Origin of the sequence: Paraburkholderia sp. EG304, assembly GCF_046543485.1 — a bacterium.
In the GTDB taxonomy this organism is placed as follows: Bacteria; Pseudomonadota; Gammaproteobacteria; order Burkholderiales; family Burkholderiaceae; genus Paraburkholderia; species Paraburkholderia youngii.
In genome coordinates this window covers 165455-184167 of the sequence record NZ_JBKGUA010000006.1, presented here as the reverse complement: position 1 = coordinate 184167, position 18713 = coordinate 165455, and the positions used below count along the sequence as shown (strand labels likewise).

The 18713-nt window shown below is 64.8% G+C and carries 17 protein-coding genes; 10 read left to right on the top strand and 7 right to left on the bottom strand.

The annotated features are described in order from the left end of the window. Nucleotides 1-25: 25 nt before the first annotated feature. A complete protein-coding gene (locus ACLFKU_RS10005) occupies nt 26-667 on the bottom strand; it encodes a VC0807 family protein (RefSeq protein WP_410848958.1) in 642 nt (213 codons plus the stop codon). Nucleotides 668-858: 191 nt separating this feature from the next. Between ACLFKU_RS10005 and arfB the strand changes: the two genes are divergently transcribed. Next, on the top strand, nt 859-1263 hold the full coding sequence (gene arfB, locus ACLFKU_RS10000) for an alternative ribosome rescue aminoacyl-tRNA hydrolase ArfB (RefSeq protein WP_410848957.1): 405 nt from the start codon (nt 859-861) through the stop codon (nt 1261-1263). Between the two features lie 12 nt (nt 1264-1275). Here arfB and ACLFKU_RS09995 read toward each other — a convergent pair whose 3' ends face one another. Next, nucleotides 1276-2571 carry an EAL domain-containing protein gene (locus ACLFKU_RS09995; RefSeq protein ID WP_368582905.1) on the bottom strand — a complete coding sequence of 432 codons (1296 nt, stop codon included), beginning with the start codon at nt 2569-2571 and terminating at the stop codon, nt 1276-1278. A 623-nt stretch (nt 2572-3194) separates the two neighbouring features. Between ACLFKU_RS09995 and ACLFKU_RS09990 the strand changes: the two genes are divergently transcribed. Next, entirely contained in the window at nt 3195-3485 is a 291-nt protein-coding gene (locus ACLFKU_RS09990; protein WP_368582696.1) for a putative quinol monooxygenase, read from the top strand. 84 nt (nt 3486-3569) lie between these two features. On the opposite strand, the gene ACLFKU_RS09985 is transcribed toward ACLFKU_RS09990, so the two are convergent. The 3 genes from ACLFKU_RS09985 to ACLFKU_RS09975 form a co-directional block, all read right to left on the bottom strand. After that, nucleotides 3570-3827, bottom strand: coding sequence for a hypothetical protein (locus ACLFKU_RS09985; RefSeq protein WP_008923870.1), 258 nt, complete (start codon nt 3825-3827; stop codon nt 3570-3572). A 235-nt stretch (nt 3828-4062) separates the two neighbouring features. Beyond that, on the bottom strand, nt 4063-4302 hold the full coding sequence (locus tag ACLFKU_RS09980; protein ID WP_410848956.1) for a hypothetical protein: 240 nt from the start codon (nt 4300-4302) through the stop codon (nt 4063-4065). A gap of 154 nt (nt 4303-4456) precedes the next feature. Continuing rightward, complete coding sequence (locus ACLFKU_RS09975; protein ID WP_410842439.1) at nt 4457-5176, bottom strand: YdcF family protein; 720 nt, start codon at nt 5174-5176, stop codon at nt 4457-4459. A 265-nt stretch (nt 5177-5441) separates the two neighbouring features. Between ACLFKU_RS09975 and ACLFKU_RS09970 the strand changes: the two genes are divergently transcribed. Continuing rightward, on the top strand, nt 5442-5765 hold the full coding sequence (locus tag ACLFKU_RS09970) for a hypothetical protein (RefSeq protein WP_176378009.1): 324 nt from the start codon (nt 5442-5444) through the stop codon (nt 5763-5765). Nucleotides 5766-6132: 367 nt separating this feature from the next. Here the strand turns inward: ACLFKU_RS09970 and ACLFKU_RS09965 are convergent, their stop codons facing one another. Together ACLFKU_RS09965 and ACLFKU_RS09960 are read right to left on the bottom strand one after the other, a co-directional pair. Beyond that, complete coding sequence (locus ACLFKU_RS09965; protein WP_368582698.1) at nt 6133-6384, bottom strand: hypothetical protein; 252 nt, start codon at nt 6382-6384, stop codon at nt 6133-6135. Nucleotides 6385-6712: 328 nt separating this feature from the next. After that, nucleotides 6713-7114 (bottom strand): transposase, encoded by a 402-nt coding sequence (locus tag ACLFKU_RS09960; protein WP_368582699.1) that lies wholly within the window; start codon nt 7112-7114, stop codon nt 6713-6715. Nucleotides 7115-7520: 406 nt separating this feature from the next. On the opposite strand from ACLFKU_RS09960, the gene ACLFKU_RS09955 reads away from it, so the two are divergent. The 7 genes from ACLFKU_RS09955 to infB all read left to right on the top strand — a co-directional run bounded on the left by ACLFKU_RS09955 (nt 7521) and on the right by infB (nt 18652). After that, a complete protein-coding gene (locus tag ACLFKU_RS09955; protein ID WP_013089149.1) occupies nt 7521-8423 on the top strand; it encodes a LysR family transcriptional regulator in 903 nt (300 codons plus the stop codon). A 165-nt stretch (nt 8424-8588) separates the two neighbouring features. After that, a complete protein-coding gene (locus ACLFKU_RS09950; RefSeq protein ID WP_410848955.1) occupies nt 8589-9809 on the top strand; it encodes a pyridoxal phosphate-dependent aminotransferase in 1221 nt (406 codons plus the stop codon). A gap of 376 nt (nt 9810-10185) precedes the next feature. Beyond that, nucleotides 10186-11229, top strand: coding sequence for an SMC-Scp complex subunit ScpB (gene scpB, locus ACLFKU_RS09945; RefSeq protein ID WP_410848954.1), 1044 nt, complete (start codon nt 10186-10188; stop codon nt 11227-11229). Nucleotides 11230-11293: 64 nt separating this feature from the next. Further along, on the top strand, nt 11294-13078 hold the full coding sequence (gene rluB, locus ACLFKU_RS09940) for a 23S rRNA pseudouridine(2605) synthase RluB (RefSeq protein ID WP_410848953.1): 1785 nt from the start codon (nt 11294-11296) through the stop codon (nt 13076-13078). A 621-nt stretch (nt 13079-13699) separates the two neighbouring features. After that, nucleotides 13700-14158, top strand: coding sequence for a ribosome maturation factor RimP (gene rimP, locus ACLFKU_RS09935; protein WP_006052964.1), 459 nt, complete (start codon nt 13700-13702; stop codon nt 14156-14158). Beyond that, nucleotides 14155-15630, top strand: coding sequence for a transcription termination factor NusA (gene nusA / locus ACLFKU_RS09930; protein WP_018432253.1), 1476 nt, complete (start codon nt 14155-14157; stop codon nt 15628-15630). Before rimP ends, nusA begins: the two co-directional genes overlap by 4 nt. Nucleotides 15631-15724: 94 nt before the next feature. Next, nucleotides 15725-18652: a translation initiation factor IF-2 gene (gene infB / locus ACLFKU_RS09925; RefSeq protein ID WP_368582703.1), complete on the top strand. Its 2928-nt coding sequence runs from the start codon at nt 15725-15727 to the stop codon at nt 18650-18652. The last annotated feature ends 61 nt before the right edge of the window (nt 18653-18713 follow it).

Genomic DNA, 18713 nt, shown 5'->3' with positions numbered 1-18713 from the left:
GGAGGGCGTAGAGTGCGAGCGGCGCTCAACCGGCCATGCCGCTCGCCCGCTCGATGGACTCGACGCGGCTGCGCATCGTCTTGCGATACCACAGGGTCCACAGCGCCAGTGCCGCGTAGATGCCGTAGCCAATAAAGGGCGACACGACGAGGAAGCGTTCGATCGGCCACGTCAGCGCCATCCACGCGCGTAGCGCGGTCTCGGCGGTCAGGCCGACGCCCCACACGAGCGTCATAGTTCGCAACGCGGGAGCGAGACCGGGGCGTTCGCGCCACAGCGCCTCGAAATGCGCGGCGCCGCCTTCCACTTCGCGCGCGAGAGTCGCGCGCGCGAGGTAGAAGATCAGCGGACGACGCATCGGCAGCGACAGCAGGAACACCACGCCGACCGCGCCGGACACCAGCGACTCGCGCAACAGCAGCATGCGCGGACTGCCGCCGAGCGCCATGGCCGCGACCGACAACACGATGCCCGCGACCACCATCACGCTGAGCGCATCGACGCGTCTGAAGCGTGCGAGCTCGATCGCGCTCCAGATGAGCGGCGGCACGGCGGACGCGATCAGCGCGCCGGTCTCGCCGACTCGCGGTATCGCGAGCCGGTAGGCAAGCCACGGCAGCAGAAAGTTGACCGCCAGTTCGAGCACGAAACCGGGACGGATTTTCATTTGAATTTACGCCGTAAGCGAAAGAGCCAGTATCGATGAACCGGTCGTGCCGACGCAAATGGTTTTTTTCGTAAAGCGATCGCGTGCCGGTGCCGCCGAGCACTGCACCCGGCGCTGCGGCGCGCTGCGGCGAGCTCGGGCATCTCGCGCCGAGCGCTTGTACACTGATGCATCTTTCTTCCCGACCGCCCATGACATCCCGCTATCCGATCCCGCCCAACGAAATCGAACTGACCGCCGTGCGCGCGCAAGGGGCGGGTGGGCAGAACGTCAACAAGGTATCGAGCGCGATCCATCTGCGTTTCGACGTGCGCGCCTCGTCGCTGCCGGAAGTGCTGAAGATGCGACTGCTCGCGCTGTCCGACCACCGGCTCACGCGCGACGGAGTCGTGGTCATCAAGGCGCAGGAACATCGGACCCAGGAGATGAACCGCGCGGCGGCGCTCGCGCGGCTCGATGAACTGATCGAAGGTGTCAGCGTCACCCGCAAGCATCGGGTCGCGACGCGGCCGACTCGCGCGTCGAACCTGCGACGGCTCGACAGCAAGGCAAAGCGCAGCGAGGTGAAGTCGGGGCGCGGCCGCGTGCACGAGTAGCGGCGCGGGTCGCTAACGCTTCGTGCCGCGTCGGCCGGTGCGCACATCCGGCGGCGATGCCTCCGGCACGAAGTCGACGCACAGCACGTTCGTGCCGTCGCGCTCGAACGCGATCGCCGCGGTGTAGCAGTCTTGACCATCGGCGAGCGAATAGTGCGGCCCCATCATCGCGACGCGGCCCGGCGCCGCGAGCGCGTGCCGGAAATACGCGCGACGCGACCAGTTGCTGCGCGTCTCCGTATAGAGCGGCGCGAGCCGCTTCGGAGGCGGTGGGACCGATGCCGCCGTCACCGAAGGCTGGGTCTGCTCGCCCTGGTCGTCGGTGAGGAATACGCGGCGTGCTTCGGGCAGATGCCAGACCCTTTGCGCAGCCTGTTCGAGGTCGCCGGTCGCCTTGTAAGTGTCGGCGGCGGCCAGCACCGCTTCCGCGAAGCCCTCGAAGCCGAGCCGCTGGTGGCCGGCGTGCGCGCGCTCGTAGTCGGCGAACTTGCTCCAGATCGATTCGACGAGCGCGGGCACCTTCGTGCAGGCGGCCCGCACGCTGCTCTTCGGCTGGCCGAACCAGAAGCCTTGCACGAAATCGACGTCGGCCTGCATCAGGATCATCAGCTCTTCATCGGTTTCGACGCCTTCGGCGAGCACCAGCGTGCCCGACTGATGCAACATTGCGATCAGATGGCTGATCATCGATTCGTCGCCCTCGCGCTTGCCCGCGCGCGCGACGAGCGAACGGTCGAGCTTGACGATGTCGGGGCGGAAGCGCCATACGCGGTCGAAGTTCGAGAAGCCGGTGCCGAAGTCGTCGATCGCGATCAGGAAATCTCGCGGCTGGGAGGCGGCGAGCATGCTGGCGACGGCGGATTCATCGTCGGCGGGCTGCTCGAGCACTTCGATCACGATGCGCTCCTGCGGCAGCCCGAAATGCGCGGACAACTCGTCGATGAACGCGCGCTGCGGCCAGCCGGTTTCGAACACCTGCGGGCGTGTGTTCAGAAACAGCCATCCGGTGCTGATGCCTTGCTCCATGAAGTTCGCCACGTGCAGGCAGCGCGCGATGCGGTCGAGTTCGCGCGCTTCGGCGGCCGAGCGCGTGCCGGAGAACAGCACTTCGGGCGAAACGGGCAGGCCGACCGGATCGAACGCGCGCAACAGCCCCTCGTAGCCAACCACGCACTGATGCGTGACCGACAGCACCGGCTGGAACACGCTGTGCAATGTCAACGCGCGCCAGGTCGCGGTCCAGCCCGACTCGCCGCGGACCAGGTGCGGGAGCACGCCGCTCACGGTCAATTCGCTGACAGATGGCATAGAAGCGGGCATCAGAGCTGACATGGGATTGTTGCGGCAAGGGGTAAAGGGGCTCGCAAACCCATTCGGCGCGCAGCGCCCGCACACCCGAAGCGTCGCCGGGACGACACGAACGCGTCCCGCGAACACGGAGGGCAGTACCAGCTACGCTGGACTCCGGCGAATTGGTCAAAATGAGTCTAGCAGTTTGCAGCGTGCATCAATGTGCGGGTTATCACAAAGGCATAAGCGCGAGAATTGTCCGCAAAACGGCTGCCAACGGCCGTGCGGCAACCCGTTGCGGTCATGCGCCGGAGCGTTTCGCGCGCTTGCCACGCGTGAAACCGATTCTCAATCGCAATGAGTTGCCGTACCACGCCGAGGGTAGCAGGGCGCCCAGTGGTCGCCCGCCAAACTCCAGGCGCCGACGGTGCACACATCTTAGTGCCGGTGCGGGGGCTGATGTTGCGGTTCGGGCGGCGGGCTTGGCACTGCCTTGCCGGGCGGATTCCGTGTTGACGCGACGGTGGTCTGGCATGGCGGGCGGAGGCGAGATTCATGCGTCGCCAGGCTGGTAGCGCCGTCGTCGGCAGGTTCAGCGACTGGCGGGTATGCTGCTGATTTTCGTAAAGAGGAGATCAGGCATGGCGGAAATCGCGGTGGTCGCAATTTCGGTGGCGAAACCGGGGCAAGAGGAGCTGTTGCGCGAGGCGCTCGAAGGCATCGTCGGGCCGACGCGCAAGGAAGCTGGTGTGCTGCAGTACGACTTGCACCGCGACGTGCAGGAGCCGCGCCGGTTCGTGTTCATCGAGCGATGGGAAAGCCAGGATGCGCTCGCGGCGCATGCGAAATCCGCGCATATCCAGGCTTATAAGAAAGCGGCCGCGGATTGGATCGAGCACGCGGAGATTCGCGTGGTGTCGAAGATCGCCTGAGCTCGGCGGGCGGGCGTCAGCGGCGCGCGGACGACGCGCCGGCCAGGTGCGGCGGGACCGAGGCCGCCGGCGCGCCGTCAGCGATCAGTGGGTCGCTTGCGGGACGTCGAGAATCAGGATGATGGTCCAGTCGGCGTCGCCGTCATGGTGATACTGACGCTCCGCGACGATGAACGGCTGCTGCTTGCCAGCCGGGCCGAGAAACAGCACGTCGCCTTCCATCGGCAGGCATTCGACGGGCGGCAGCGCGAGGTACGCTTCCTGACCGCCACGCGGCATCAGTTTTTCGATCTTGCGAGATGCTGCTTCGGTCCATTCGATATCAAGCTGGATGTTGCTCATGCTGTCCTCCGCACCAGGGTGCGCACGGGTTAGGGGATGCCGGCGGCTCGCCGGTCGGTGCGCGACTTTAGCATACAGAATGCTGTGCGCCGGAGGCTTTGCGAGACCGGTGCGCGTTCGAAGCGTGTCGTCGGCGGGGAGCGGATCGCGCAAATAAAAAAGCCGAAACCGGCGCTGCCGGCTTCGGCTTTTTCACCTTCACGACGAGGCCGCGAGGCGAGATCCGGGAAGTCGCTCAGGTGCCCGACGCGTCCGCACCCTTCTTCGGATGATGCGGAGTCATCTTGTGATGTTTGGCCGGGGCGGCGGGTGCGGTTCCCATCGACTGCTCGCGGTTTTGCAAATCTTGCGCACGCTGCTCGACGTCGGCGGCCTTGGCCGGATCGGTGCTCGTCGTGATGCCCTGGTCCTGCGCGTAAGCCGCGCCGGCCGCGGCACACAGGGAAACCAGGATCGCCATGGACACTTTCTTCATCGTTACCTCCATAGAGTGGTGGTGGACCCGAGTATTGCTGTCCAGGGGAAAGACAATTCATTCTATCGAGCAAACTCTGCTCCAACGGATGGCTTTGTAACTGCGCTCGACATTTGTTACGTTTTGTAATGACTCCGTCGGCCCACATCGTTCGTCAGAACCAGCCGATCGCGCGATACAGATGAAACTGCGCGAGGCCGATGAGCTCATGCAACGCTATCTCCGCGGCCACGAGATTACCGAAGCGCGGCAGCACGCCGAGCCGCACGCGCCGCGCGCTCGAAATCTGCGGCTGCGGCTCGACGCCGAAGCGGTGAAAGTCGAGCAGCGCACGCGGCATGTGATACGCGGAAGTGACGAGTATCAACGTGTCGTAATGTGATTGACCGACAATGGCCGAGACGTTGCGCGCGTTCTCGTAGGTCGTGCGGCTGCTTTTCTCGAGCACGATGTCCGAGCGCGGCACCTGCTGACGCAGCAGATAGGGCAGGTAGGTGTCGGCTTCCGTCGCGCTGTGCCGCTGAGGATTGCCACCACTCACGATCACCCGGCAGACGATCGCCGTGCGCTTGCAGGCCGCATAGTTCTGCGCGCTGACTTTGATGCGCGAAAGCACGTCGCGCGGTGGCACCAGCACGTGGTCGTGGTCGTAGATCGTGCCGCCGCCGAGCAGGATGATCCCGGTGCGTGGCGCGAAGGTGGCGGCCTCGGCGCTCTGTCGTTGCGGCTGCGCCAGATCGAGCAGTGGCGCGGTCAGCCAGCCGGCCGCCAGCAGCCAGAACAGCGCGATCAAGCAGACGATGAGCGGCCGTCGCGCACGTTTCCATAGCACGATTGCTGCAAAAAAAAGCGCTAATAAAGTGAATAGAATCAATTTAAATGGGGTAACGTATGTCTTTCGGGATAAATCCACGGGCCGGCCATCGCGCCGCGGCGGTTGCATCGTCGGTTCGGGGAGGGAACGCTAACATGCCGTTCTGACGGGGGTTCCGAAAACGAGACCAGGCAGCACCTGGCGGAAATCCGCCGTCAAACAGGCGGCGAGCTTCCGACCAGGAGCGGGTGCTACGCGCGTCGCCGGTGGCGCAGCGACGCGTGGGCATGAATGTGTCATAGCTGCACTTTAAGAAAGAAGTGAGATGACCACGTATTCCAACGAAGCGGTACTTGAAGCGCTGCGGCGAGCGCAATATCGCCAGGTGCCTTGGGCCAGAAGGCCGGGTGTCTTCCAATATCTTCGCGCGCTGGGACTGATGGACACCGTTCGTCAGCGAACCGTAGCCCCGGCGCCGGGCTTTCATGCCCCCGTCGACATCGCCGTGCTCACCGAACGCGGCAAAGCGGAGTTTGCGCGGCTCGAGCACGACGAGCGTCTGCTCACATGGACAGCGCAACGCATGAACGATTACGTTCTCGGCGCGGCTGAAACGCAGTCCGCAGCGACAGCCGAAGTCAGGCCTTAGTTCAAGGTTCATCGCTTATCTGAATCACTGTCCGCCCGGGCCTGTCACCCCCACGGCGGGCGGTCTCTACTGTCGGCCGGTCGCTATGCGCGTCCGCGGGCGACTCTCGGCTTCCCCATCGACCATGCGGCGACGCGTTCAGCGCCGGCCGTTGCCGTTGCGCGCCTTGCATGCCATCAACGCCACGGTGGCGAAAAAAAGCCCGTATCACGAAGATACGGGCATACCGGAATTACTACTGCCACGCTGTGCTAATGGCGTTGAGTCAGACCGGTGCCGCGTCCGGTGGTTCCCCGATCGTGCATACGCAATGCGAAAGACTCGTACCGCGTCGCACGACGCGCCACCCACGCGGCGACACACGACATCAACGCCGTCGCTGCTCCTCGCGCGGCGCATCAGGCCGTGCCCGGACATTGCTGGCGATATCGCCACGCAGATCGCCTCGCGGCGTCGGCGGCGTGAAGTCGCGATTGTGGGCCTCGCTTTGCTGCCACGCTTCCAGCGTAGCCTGACGGTCCGGGCGCCAGTTCCACCCTTGCGGGCGTTGTTGCGCAAATGCTGGCGCGGCCATCGATGAAATCACAATGCCGCACAACAGCAGTGACATTGGTTTCATTCCGAAATCCCCCTCAACCTCGAGCCCGTCGTCTCAAGGCCTGTTTGCATAGGTATTAAGTTATGCCGGGGGAAGAAAGGGTGCTGTAATTAATAGTAAATGGATGTTTCACCCGGAGCTATCGGACAGTTTGCGAGTCTTAGGCCGCGCACAAGATACGCTGTGGCGCTCGTGCGGATGGCGCGCCGAAAGCGGGCACGAAACCGAGGGCAGCGTCCCGCGGCGACCGTCAAATGCTCGCGGGTCGCGGCGTGCACGCAATCGTGAATAAGGCGGCTGGATAAAAAACCGGGCGCCCGCAGGCGCCCGGTGACAACGTGGTTTCGCGTCAGGCCATCTTGACCGGCGCGCGCCACGATTCCGGATTGGTCCAGAACGCGCCGCGCATACGGTCGCGGCTCGGCGGTGCCGGCGGTTTCGCGGCCGTTGCGCCGATCCTGCCGCGCAACGAGATTTCGCGGCCGCTGGTGCCAAGCCGCTTCACAATTTCAGCGAGCGTGCCATCGGCCTGCCACTCGTCGAAACGCCGGCGGCAAGTCGGCGGGGACGGATAGCGGCCCGGCAGCTTGGACCAGCCTTCGCCCGTCGACAACACCCAAAGTACGGCGTTGACCACCGCCCGAGCTTCCACGCGCGGTCGACCGCGCCGTTCGCTGCGCGTCGGCTCGGCACAGAACAAAGCCTCGACCAGCGCCCACTCGTTATCTCTCAAATCGTCGAACAGCATCATGTATCACCTCAGCGAAGCTAACTCCGGTGCGCTGCCCCGCGCCGCGCACTCTTCATACACTCGATAGGCGAGTGCCAAAGGGGACGGGCTTGCCACGGATTGCCGTTTCAGTCGGAAATCATGGCGCCGACCCTGCGCGTCTCACAACGCACGAAGTGTGCCAATTTGATATCGATTGCCTGAAAACCCCGTGGCGGCGGGCCAACGCGGGCGCCAACCAGGGCCGTATATGAATCCAAAAAACCCACCTCGCAAATCGGGACAATCACCAATCTTGTGCAGATGAGCCCGGCCAGCGGGCGTTCGCGCCTTTTTGCTGCATTGCGGCGGCCGGTGTGACGGGCGCTGTGCCGCATGGATTTAACCTACAATGCGCATTAAATTGCGTTATTGATGAGGTCAGCAAATGAATGTGACGCTGCGACAGCTCAGGGTTTTCATCGAGGTGGCGCGCTTGCAAAGCTTCAGCCGGGCCGGCGATGAAATCGGCCTCACACAGTCGGCGGTCAGTCGGTGCGTGCGCGAGCTCGAAGGCGAAATCGGCCTGAAGCTCATCGATCGGACGACGCGCGAAGTGCAACTAACCGACGTTGGCGGCAACCTTGTGTCGAGCGTGTCGCGGCTGCTGTCGGATCTCGACGACGCGTTGCGCGAGATCCGCGAAATCGGCGAGCAGCGCCGCGGACGCGTGGTGGTCGCGGCGAGCCCGACCGTCGCGTGCCGGCTGATGCCGCGCGTGGTCGCATCGTGCGGGCAGCAGTTTCCCTATGTGACGCTTGGTCTGCGCGACGACGTGCAAAGCGACGTGGTGCGCAAGGTGAAGTCGGGTGAAGTGGACTTCGGCGTGATCATCGGTCCGTTCTCCGACGACGATCTGCTCAGCGAGACGCTGATGACCGACTCGTTCTGCATTGTGTCGCGTGACGATCACCGGCTCGCCGCGCGCAAACAGGTGACGTGGAAGGACCTCGACGGCGAGCAACTCGTGATGCTCGACTATGCGTCCGGCAGCCGCCCGCTGATCGACGCCGTGATGCAGGCGCAGGGCGTGAACGCCACCGTGGTGCAGGAACTCGGCCATTCGGCGACAGTGTTCGGGCTCGTCGAGGCGGGCGTCGGGATCAGCGTGCTGCCGTGGCTCGCGCTGCCGCTGCCGGCGGGGGCGTCTCTGGTCGCGCGTCCGCTGGTGCCGCGCGCGGAGCGCCGCGTCGAGCTGGTGCGGCGGCGCGACCGGTCGCTGTCGCCCGCGGCCGAGGCGGTGTGGAATCTGATCAGGCAGTTGCCGGGGCGGGCCGAGGAGTTGAATTAACGGGCGGGATGGTGTGCGGTCTGTCCCACTAGGCGTGGCCCGCCGCCCACCCGGCACCTGCTTCGCCGCTGTCCGATTACCCGGCGCGCTAAACTACCGCCGTCATCGCGCACGCCTTCGCGTTGCGCCCAGAGCCTCTTATCTTTCACCGTCCCGGAACCCTCGATGAGCGAATTGGACTTGCCCGTGCCCTCCATCCCGAATGCGCGCGACGCCGTGCGCGCGCTGCGTCCATCACAAATCCGAGAGGTCGCGAACGCCGGTTTCGGCGTGGACGACGTGCTGCCGTTCTGGTTCGGCGAGTCCGACCGCGTCACTCCCGCATTCATCCGCGACGCCGCGAGTGCAGCGCTCGCCGCCGGCGCGACGTTTTACACGCACAACCTCGGCATCGCGCCGTTGCGCGCGGCGCTCGCGGGCTACGTCAGCGAGCTGCACGGCGCAACGTCGCCCGAGCACATCGCGATCACGAGCGCGGGCGTCAACGCGCTGATGCTCGCCGCGCAACTGGTGGTCGGCGCTGGTGACCGGGTCGTCGCGGTGACACCGCTATGGCCGAATCTGGTCGAGATTCCGAAGATTCTCGGCGCGCATGTCGAAACCGTCGCGCTTGGCTACGGCGGACACGGCTGGGAGCTCGACGTCGGGCAATTGCTTGCCGCGCTGACGCCTGCCACGAAGATGCTGATGATCAACTCGCCGAACAATCCGACCGGCTGGGTGATGAATCGCGACGACCAGCGTACCGTGCTCGAACACTGCCGGCGGCACGGTATCTGGATCGTCGCGGACGAGGTCTACGAGCGGCTCTACTATCCCGGCGACGACGCCGCGCAGGCGGCCGGCGCGCGCACCGCGCCTTCGTTTCTCGATCTCACGACGCGCGACGAACGCGTGATCTGCGTGAATTCGTTCTCGAAAGCCTGGCTGATGACCGGGTGGCGGCTCGGCTGGATCGTCGCGCCGACCGCGTTGATGGACGATCTCGCGAAGCTGGTCGAGTACAACACGTCATGCGCGCCGTCGTTCGTGCAACAGGCGGGCATCGCGGCGCTCGAGCAGGGCGAGCGCTTTACGCAGGAACTGGTGCGCGACCTGAGGACGTCGCGTGATCATCTGGTGCGCGCGCTGGCGGCAGTCCCCGGCGTCGATGTGAAGGCTCCGCTGGGCGCGATGTATCTGTTCTTCGCGATGCCGGGCTCGACGCGCAGTCTCGATTTGTGCAAGGCGATGGTGCGTGAGGTCGGGCTCGGCGTAGCGCCTGGCAGCGCGTTCGGTCCGCAAGGCGAGGGGTTCGTGCGCTGGTGCTATGCGTGCGATACGGCGCGGCTAGATGCGGGCGTAGAACGCTTGACGCGGTTTCTGGCGCGCCACGCCGGCGCGTGAGCGCGTGGCGTCGCGTGTCCGCCGCGCAGCGTCCTGGCGCGCCGCAAGCGGCGAAAGGCCGCGAATCGTGGATATCTTCTCAGTGGCGACTCGGTCCCCGCGAGCACGGGTACACCGGTCGGCGCCGAAGCAGAAGATGCACGGCAGATCGCGGCTTTACGCCCCGGTCGTTTTTGCGTAATATGGCGCTCAGTTCACGCGAATCCTTTCAGGAATATCGCCGCTCCGTCCGGCTGGGTCTGGCTCGATAAGTCTGTTCGCCACCCCCCGGTGCGTGCTCCCATCAATATGACCGATCAGAATCGGGCGAGCGCGTCTTCAGTTCCACATCGTCTGTTTGATCCGGTTCTTTGACCACAGGGTCTGACCTAGCTGCATGAATACCCAAGAGGCGAAGATCGTCCTCGAGACTGCCTTGATCTGCGCGCAGGAGCCGTTAAAGCTCGGCGAATTGCGCAAGCTCTTTGCCGACGGCGTGTCGGCAGACACTGTTCGGACTTTGCTCGAAGACCTGAAGCGGGACTGGTCTGGGCGCGGTGTGGAGTTGGTCGGGCTGGCGTCGGGCTGGCGGTTTCAAAGCAAGCCCGCGATGCGTTCGTATCTGGATCGACTGCATCCGGAAAAACCGCCGAAATATTCGCGCGCGGTGCTCGAAACGCTCGCGATCATTGCCTACCGGCAACCGGTGACGCGGGGCGACATCGAAGAAATTCGCGGTGTGACGGTGAATACGCAGGTCGTCAAGCAACTCGAGGATCGCGGCTGGATCGAGGTGATCGGTCATCGCGACGTGCCGGGGCGTCCGGCGCTGTATGCGACCACGCGTCAGTTCCTCGACGACCTTGGCCTAACGGCGCTCGACGAATTGCCGCCGCTGGCCGATCCGTCCGCGCAACTGAACGCGGATCTGCTAGGTCAGCACGCAATCGAATTTGCCGAGGGCGATGCGCAAAGCGTGCAGCAGCCAGATCAGGATGCGGAGCGCGACACGGAGAGTGACGCGGACGAACCGGAAGCGGCGGAGCAGTCGGCGTCCGGATTCGCAGCAGCACCGCCCGAGACCATAGCCGAGTCGACGTCCAAGCCGGAGCCCCATGCGGAAGCGACCGGGCAGTCCGGCACGACGAATGCGTCAAGTGCATCAGACGCGTCGAGCGCGCCGCACGACACGCAACAACAGCCGGAACCGGCACCTACGGCAACGCAGACCAGCGTCGCCGGTTCGGCGCAGAATCACGATCCGGTCACCCCGACCGATCCGGCAACACCCGCGCACGACTCGGGCGTAGCTCGCAATACGGAGCACGCCGCCGAGCCGAACCCGATCGAGGCGGCGCGCGACGATCCAGAGGATCGCCGCGATGCCGCGCAGGACGCAGGTTTTCTGACCGACGACGAAACCGAGTCGCGCAGCGCCTGACGTAACCGAACTTTTTTTGCCGCGCCCGCAACGGGCGCGCGCGACCTGACATTTTGAGGTTGTTTTGACACATACCCACGACACCGATTCGTCCGAATCCGAGCGCCCCGTGCCGTCGGCGCGGAGCGACGAACGCACTACGCAAGCGTCGGCAGGCGAGGGCGAGCGCCCGGCTCACGGCGCGGAAGCAGAGGGCGAAGAACGCCCCCGCCGCGGTCTGCGTCGCGGGCCGCGCAGCCTGATCGCGCGACGCCGCGCCGGCGCAAAGACTAAGGCGGCCGAGGGCGCGCCCGCGCAAGGCGCGCCGGTCGTCGCCGAAACGCCACCGGACGGCGAGGTCGTCGCCCAGGCGCGCGCACCGCGCAAGGACGCGGGCGCGAAACAGGGCGGGCGTCGCAATGCCGGCGGCGCGGCGAAGCGCGAGGGCGCGCCACGCGAAGGCCAGCGCGAACGTCAGCCGCGCGAAGGTCAACGTGAGGGCCAGCGCCAGAATCGACGCGGCGCCGATGCGGCCGTGGCCTCCGAATCGGCTCAGGACGATCTGTTCTCGTATGTGACATCGCCCGCATTCGACGCCGACAACACCACGACTGGCGGCGTACGCGCGCCGATGCTGCGCCGTGGCAAGGCAGCGGGCCCGAAGCGCGTGCTGTCGCCCGATGACGACGCGCCGAAGCTGCATAAGGTGCTAGCCGAGGCGGGCATGGGCTCGCGCCGCGACATGGAAGAGCTGATCATCGCAGGCCGGGTGTCGGTGAACGGCGAGCCGGCGCACATCGGCCAGCGCATCATGCCGACCGACCAGGTTCGCATCAACGGCAAGCCGGTCAAGCGCAAGCTCGCCAGCAAGCCGCCGCGCGTGCTGCTGTACCACAAACCGACCGGCGAAATCGTCAGCCACGCGGACCCGGAAGGCCGCCCGTCGGTGTTCGACAAGCTGCCGCCGATGAAAACCGCCAAGTGGGTCGCGGTCGGCCGTCTCGACTTCAACACCGAAGGTCTGCTGATGCTGACCACCTCGGGCGATCTCGCGAACCGCTTCATGCATCCGCGTTACAGCGTCGAGCGCGAATATGCGGTGCGTGTCGTCGGCGAACTGGCAGAGGGTATGCGCCAGAAACTGCTGCACGGCGTAGAACTCGAGGACGGCCCGGCGAACTTCCTGCGCATCCGCGATGGCGGCGGCGAAGGCACTAATCACTGGTACCACGTCGCGCTCGCCGAAGGGCGGAATCGCGAAGTGCGCCGCATGTTCGAAGCGGCCGGCCTGATGGTCAGCCGGCTGATCCGCACTCGCCATGGCCCGATCTCGCTGCCGCGTGGTCTGAAGCGCGGCCGCTGGGAGGAGCTCGAGGATAATCAGGTGCGCGCGCTGATGGCCTCGGTCGGCCTGAAGGCGCCGGCCGAGGAACGCGGTAGCCGCAATGCGGCGCCGGAGCGTCGTCAGCCGGATCCGATGCAGACGTCGATGGGCTTCATCAACCGCGAGCCGGTGCTGATGTCGCATAGCCGCTTCGAGCAGCAGCCGCGCGGCCAGGGCCGCCGCGGCGCGGCGGGCGGCGGCTTCGGCGCAGGCACGGGGAGCGGCGCTGGCTTTGGTGCCGGCGTAGGCAATCGTGGCCCCGGCGGGCAGCGCGGCCGCGATGTCGACGGCAATCGCGCGCCGTCGCCGAACGGCAATCGTGCACGCACGGGCGGCAAGCGTGCCGGCCCGGCCGGCAACAGCGCCGGCAATCGCGGGCCGGGTGGCAATCGTGGCGGCAACACCAACCGCGCCGGTGGTAACGCGGGTCCGGGCGGCGCAAATCGTGGTGGTGGCACGTCGCGCGGTCGCTCGCGGGGTCGTTAGGCGGGGCGCTGTACCGTTGAGCGGCCTTAGCCTTCGGTGCGGTTCGTACGACCTGCAGGGCTAGGACCGCTTCAGACGGCTCGCTCAGCAAACGCGACGCACGTCTGCTGAACGCTTACCGGACGCGCCGTTTTTTGTTTTTGCCGATTCTATGCCGCCTCTCGTCTGCCTCGTTCGAGCGGCTTCCCGATGCGTCAAACCCCGCGCGAGACGGCATCGAATACCCAAAGGACGATTCACCGCAACGTGTTGGCGTGGCCCGTCCTGGCTCCCTTTCCGCACGGCTCGCGCGACCTTGCAAAAGCCCGGATTTGCCGCCACATGGTCGAAAGATTCCTATCAAATCAAGCGGAAATGCGGATCGCCCGTCGTTCTGCGGATTGCCTTTGGGCCGAAAAATGGCTACAATCGCGAAGTCGCTGGGCGTACGGTTTCATGTGCGGCTCAGGTGCGACCACCGGCAATAAGATGATGGGCGTTCAGCCCATTTTTTTTTGCCGCTCAGTTCATCGTGGTTCGGCATCTCGGGTTCGCACCAACGTGCGCCGGCTTGGCGCGCGGCCCGCATTGGTTGTTTGCAGAAGAGGCGAGGCTCGCTGCGCGAACATCTAAGAGGGCACTGTGCAACTGACGGAACTGATTGAAACCACGGTCGTGGGACTCGGCTACGAGCTCGTCGATCTCGAGCGCACCGGGCGCGGCATGTTGTGTATCTATATCGACCAGCCGGCCGGCATCGCAATCGAAGACTGCGAGAAAGTCACGCGTCAGCTCCAGCACGTTCTGACGGTCGAAAATATCGATTACGAGCGGCTCGAAGTTTCGTCGCCCGGTCTCGACCGCCCGCTGAAAAAACTGGCGGATTTTGAACGTTTCGCGGGCAGCGAAGCGGTTATCACACTGAAAAAGCCATTAGACGGTCGGAAATCGTACCGGGGTATTTTGCATGCCCCGCAGGGCGAGACGATCGGTCTGGAATTTGAAGGAAAAGAAGGCGCCGCGATGCTCGATTTCACGCTCGCGGACATGGACAAGGCGCGCCTTGTTCCGAAAGTTGACTTTAGGAGCCGCAAACAATGAGTCGCGAAGTGTTGATGCTGGTGGATGCGCTGGCACGCGAGAAGAATGTCGATAAGGACGTGGTATTTGCCGCGCTCGAAGCGGCTCTCGCTTCGGCCTCCAAGAAACTCTTCGAAGAAGATGCGGATATCCGCGTCCACATCGACCGTGAAAGCGGCGAGCACGAAACGTTTCGCCGCTGGAAAGTGGTGCCGGACGAAGCCGGTCTGCAGGAGCCGGATCAGGAAATCCTGCTGTTCGAGGCGCGCGAGCAGCAGCCCAACATCCAGCTCGACGAGTTCATCGAGGAGCCGGTGCCGTCGATCGAATTCGGCCGTATCGGCGCGCAGGCGGCCAAGCAGGTGATCCTGCAGAAGGTGCGCGATGCCGAGCGCGAGCAGATCCTGAACGACTTCCTCGAGCGCGGCGAACACATCATGACCGGCTCGGTGAAGCGCCTCGACAAGGGCAACTTCATCGTAGAGTCGGGCCGCGTCGAAGCGCTGCTGCGGCGTGACCAGCTGATCCCGAAGGAAAACCTTCGCGTGGGCGACCGCGTGCGCGCGTATATCGCAAAGGTCGACCGCACCGCGCGTGGTCCGCAGATCGAGCTGTCGCGTACGGCGCCGGAATTCCTGATGAAGCTGTTCGAGATGGAAGTGCCGGAAATCGAGCAGGGCTTGCTCGAGATCAAGGCGGCCGCACGCGATCCGGGCGTGCGCGCGAAGATCGGTGTAGTCGCTTATGACAAGCGCATCGATCCGATCGGCACCTGTGTCGGTATTCGCGGCTCGCGCGTGCAGGCCGTACGCAACGAGCTCGGTGGCGAAAACGTCGACATCGTGCTATGGTCGGAAGACCCCGCCCAGTTCGTGATCGGCGCGCTCGCGCCGGCAGCCGTGCAGTCGATCGTCGTCGATGAAGAAAAGCATTCGATGGACGTCGTCGTCGACGAGAACGAACTCGCGGTCGCGATCGGCCGCAGCGGCCAGAACGTGCGACTTGCCAGCGAGCTCACCGGCTGGCAGATCAACATCATGACGCCGGACGAATCTGCGCAGAAGCAGAATCAGGAGCGCGGCGTCCTGCGTGACCTGTTCATGGCGCGTCTCGATGTCGACGAGGAAGTCGCCGACATCCTGATCGACGAAGGCTTCACGAGCCTCGAAGAGATCGCCTACGTGCCGCTCAACGAAATGCTCGAAATCGAGGCATTCGACGAAGACACCGTTCACGAACTGCGCAACCGCTCGCGCGACGCGCTGTTGACGATGGCGATCGCGAACGAAGAAAAGGTCGAGAATGTAGCGCTCGACCTGAAGAGCCTGGACGGCATGGACGCCGACCTGCTCGCGAAACTGGCCGAACATCAGATCCAGACTCGCGACGAACTCGCCGAGCTGGCCGTGGATGAACTGGTCGAGATGACTGGGATGGGAGAGGATGCCGCTAAGGCGTTGATCATGAAAGCACGTGAACACTGGTTCCAGTGAGAAATGACCATGGCGCACTGAATTGAACGCGGCCGCGAGGCCGCATGACCCGATGCTAACCGCAAGGAATCGGTCCTTGCATTAAGAGGAATGAATGGCGAGTAACAACGTAGCCCAATTTGCCGCGGAACTGAAAATGCCTGCTGGCGTGCTGCTCGAGCAGCTGCAGGCAGCGGGCGTCCAGAAAGCGAGCGAAGACGACAACCTGTCCGAGGCGGACAAGGCGCGTCTGCTCGATCACTTGCGCAAGTCGCATGGCTCGAACGATGCCGACAAGCGCAAGATCACGCTGACGCGCCGGCATACGTCGGAGATCAAGCAGTCCGATGCGACGGGCAAAGCTCGCACCATTCAGGTCGAGGTGCGCAAGAAGCGCACGTTCGTCCGCCGCGACGAGACCGTCGCGGAAGGCGGGGATGCATCGAATCATGTGGCCGAAAACGCGGACGTCGAGGATCTCGAACTGCAGCGTCGTGAGGAAGAAGCACGTCACGAAGCGGAGCTGCTCGAAAAGCAGGCACAGGAGCTGAAGGCGCGTCAGGAACAGCTCGAGCGCGAAGAGGCCGAGCGTCAGGCGCGCGAGCAGGCTGCCGAAGCCGAACGTCAGCGCGCGGAAGAAGAAGCGAAGAAGCGCGCAGCGGCTGCGGCCGATGCGGCGGCTCGCGAGAAGGCTCAGCAGGCGGCAGCGCAAGCCGCTGCGCCGGTTGCCGCGAAGGCAAGCGAGCAGGACGACGAACGCGCGGCAGCGGAACGCGCCGCGCAACGTGAAGCTGCGAAGAAAGCGGAAGACGCTGCGCGCGTGGCTGCCGAAAAGGCGCGTGCCGAACAGGAAGAAATCGCCAAGCGCCGTGCGGCGGCCGAAGCCGAAGCGCGCGCGATTCGCGAAATGATGAACACACCGCGCAAGGCGCAGGTGAAGGCGCCGGAACCGGCACCGAAGCCCGTCGAGCCGGCCAAGGCGGCCGAAGCCAAGGGTACGCTGCACAAGCCGGCGCGTCCGGCTGGCGAAGCACCGGCTCGCCCCGCAGCCAGGAAGCCGGCGGCCGCGGCTCCGGCACCCGCAAGCGCACCGTCCGCTGGCGACAAGAAGAAGCCCGGCGCCGGCGGCAAGGGCGGCGGCAACTGGCAGGACGACGCAGCGAAGCGCCGCGGCATCAAGACGCGCGGCGATTCAAGCGGCGGCGTCGATCGCGGCTGGCGCGGCGGTCCGAAGGGTCGTGGCAAGCATCAGGAGCAGACCACCACGTTCCAGGCGCCGACCGAACCGATTGTGCGTGAAGTGCACGTGCCGGAGACCATCACGGTGGCGGATCTCGCACACAAGATGGCGGTGAAGGCTTCGGAAGTCATCAAGGTGATGATGAAGCTCGGCCAGATGGTCACGATTAACCAGATGCTGGACCAGGAAACGGCGATGATCATCGTCGAGGAACTGGGCCATCGTGCGCTCGCGGCGAAGCTGGACGATCCGGAAGCCATGCTGGTCGAAGGCGAAGCGAGCGATGCTGAAGCGCTGCCGCGTCCGCCGGTCGTTACCGTCATGGGTCACGTCGACCACGGCAAGACCTCGCTGCTCGACTACATCCGCCGCGCGAAGGTTGCGGCAGGCGAAGCGGGCGGCATCACGCAGCACATCGGCGCTTACCACGTCGAAACGCCGCGCGGCGTGATCACGTTCCTCGACACGCCGGGTCACGAAGCCTTTACGGCAATGCGTGCCCGCGGTGCGAAAGCAACGGACATCGTGATCCTGGTGGTGGCGGCCGACGACGGCGTGATGCCGCAGACGAAAGAAGCGATCTCCCACGCGAAGGCTGGCGGCGTGCCGCTCGTCGTCGCGATCAACAAGATCGACAAGCCGGAAGCGAATCCGGAGCGCGTGAAGCAGGAACTCGTCACGGAAGGCGTCGTGCCGGAAGAGTACGGCGGCGACTCGCCGTTCGTGCCGGTGTCGGCGAAGACTGGCGCGGGCATCGACGATCTGCTCGAAAACGTGCTGCTGCAGGCCGAAGTGCTGGAGTTGAAGGCACCGGTCGAATCGCCGGCCAAGGGGCTCGTGATCGAAGCGAAGCTCGATAAGGGTAAGGGTCCGGTCGCAACGATCCTCGTCCAGTCGGGTACGCTGAACCGCGGCGACGTCGTGCTGGCAGGCAGCGCCTACGGTCGCGTGCGCGCCATGCTCGACGAAACCGGCAAACCGACCAAGTCGGCTGGTCCGTCGATCCCGGTCGAAATTCAGGGTCTGTCGGAAGTGCCGCAGGCTGGCGAAGAAGTGATCGTGATGCCGGACGAGCGCAAGGCGCGTGAAGTTGCGCTGTTTCGTCAGGGCAAGTTCCGCGACGTCAAGCTCGCGAAGCAGCAGGCCGCGAAGCTCGAGACCATGCTCGAGCAGATGGGCGAAGGCGAAGTGCAGTACATGCCGCTCATCGTCAAGGCCGATGTGCAGGGTTCGCAGGAAGCACTGGTGCAGTCGCTGCAGAAGCTCTCCACCGACGAAGTGCGCGTGCAGATCGTGCATGGCGCGGTCGGCGGCATCAGCGAGTCGGACGTCAACCTCGCGACGGCGTCGAAGGCGGTCATCATCGGCTTCAACACCCGCGCGGATGCGCAGGCTCGCAAGCTCGCGGAAGCCAATGGCGTCGATATCCGCTACTACAACATCATCTACGACGCCGTGGATGACGTGAAGGCGGCGATGTCGGGCATGCTGGCGCCGGAGAAGCGCGAAGTCGTGACGGGCACGGTCGAAGTGCGCCAGGTCTTCAAGGTACCGAAGGTCGGCACGGTGGCGGGCTGTATGGTCACGGACGGTTTCGTCAAGCGCTCGTCGTCGGTGCGCGTGCTGCGCAACAACGTCGTCATCTTCACGGGCGAGCTCGATTCGCTCAAGCGCTTCAAGGACGATGTGAAGGAAGTCCGTCAGGGCTTCGAGTGCGGTATGTCGATCAGGAACTTCAACGATATCGTCGAAGGCGATCAGTTCGAAGTCTTCGAGGTCACCGAGGTCGCGCGTACGCTGTAATCCACGCGGCACGGCACAGCGGGCGGAACGGGCTTGACGCCCGCTCCGCCCGTTGTTTTTG

What these genes read in the sequence shown, in the direction of transcription:
- ACLFKU_RS10005 (WP_410848958.1), bottom strand. Translation starts at nt 667, where the DNA reads ATGAAAATCCGTCCCGGTTTCGTGCTCGAACTGGCGGTCAACTTTCTG.
- arfB (WP_410848957.1), top strand. Translation starts at nt 859, where the DNA reads ATGACATCCCGCTATCCGATCCCGCCCAACGAAATCGAACTGACCGCC.
- ACLFKU_RS09995 (WP_368582905.1), bottom strand. Translation starts at nt 2,571, where the DNA reads ATGCCATCTGTCAGCGAATTGACCGTGAGCGGCGTGCTCCCGCACCTG.
- ACLFKU_RS09990 (WP_368582696.1), top strand. Translation starts at nt 3,195, where the DNA reads ATGGCGGAAATCGCGGTGGTCGCAATTTCGGTGGCGAAACCGGGGCAA.
- ACLFKU_RS09985 (WP_008923870.1), bottom strand. Translation starts at nt 3,827, where the DNA reads ATGAGCAACATCCAGCTTGATATCGAATGGACCGAAGCAGCATCTCGC.
- ACLFKU_RS09980 (WP_410848956.1), bottom strand. Translation starts at nt 4,302, where the DNA reads ATGAAGAAAGTGTCCATGGCGATCCTGGTTTCCCTGTGTGCCGCGGCC.
- ACLFKU_RS09970 (WP_176378009.1), top strand. Translation starts at nt 5,442, where the DNA reads ATGACCACGTATTCCAACGAAGCGGTACTTGAAGCGCTGCGGCGAGCG.
- ACLFKU_RS09965 (WP_368582698.1), bottom strand. Translation starts at nt 6,384, where the DNA reads ATGAAACCAATGTCACTGCTGTTGTGCGGCATTGTGATTTCATCGATG.
- ACLFKU_RS09960 (WP_368582699.1), bottom strand. Translation starts at nt 7,114, where the DNA reads ATGATGCTGTTCGACGATTTGAGAGATAACGAGTGGGCGCTGGTCGAG.
- ACLFKU_RS09955 (WP_013089149.1), top strand. Translation starts at nt 7,521, where the DNA reads ATGAATGTGACGCTGCGACAGCTCAGGGTTTTCATCGAGGTGGCGCGC.
- ACLFKU_RS09950 (WP_410848955.1), top strand. Translation starts at nt 8,589, where the DNA reads ATGAGCGAATTGGACTTGCCCGTGCCCTCCATCCCGAATGCGCGCGAC.
- scpB (WP_410848954.1), top strand. Translation starts at nt 10,186, where the DNA reads ATGAATACCCAAGAGGCGAAGATCGTCCTCGAGACTGCCTTGATCTGC.
- nusA (WP_018432253.1), top strand. Translation starts at nt 14,155, where the DNA reads ATGAGTCGCGAAGTGTTGATGCTGGTGGATGCGCTGGCACGCGAGAAG.
- infB (WP_368582703.1), top strand. Translation starts at nt 15,725, where the DNA reads ATGGCGAGTAACAACGTAGCCCAATTTGCCGCGGAACTGAAAATGCCT.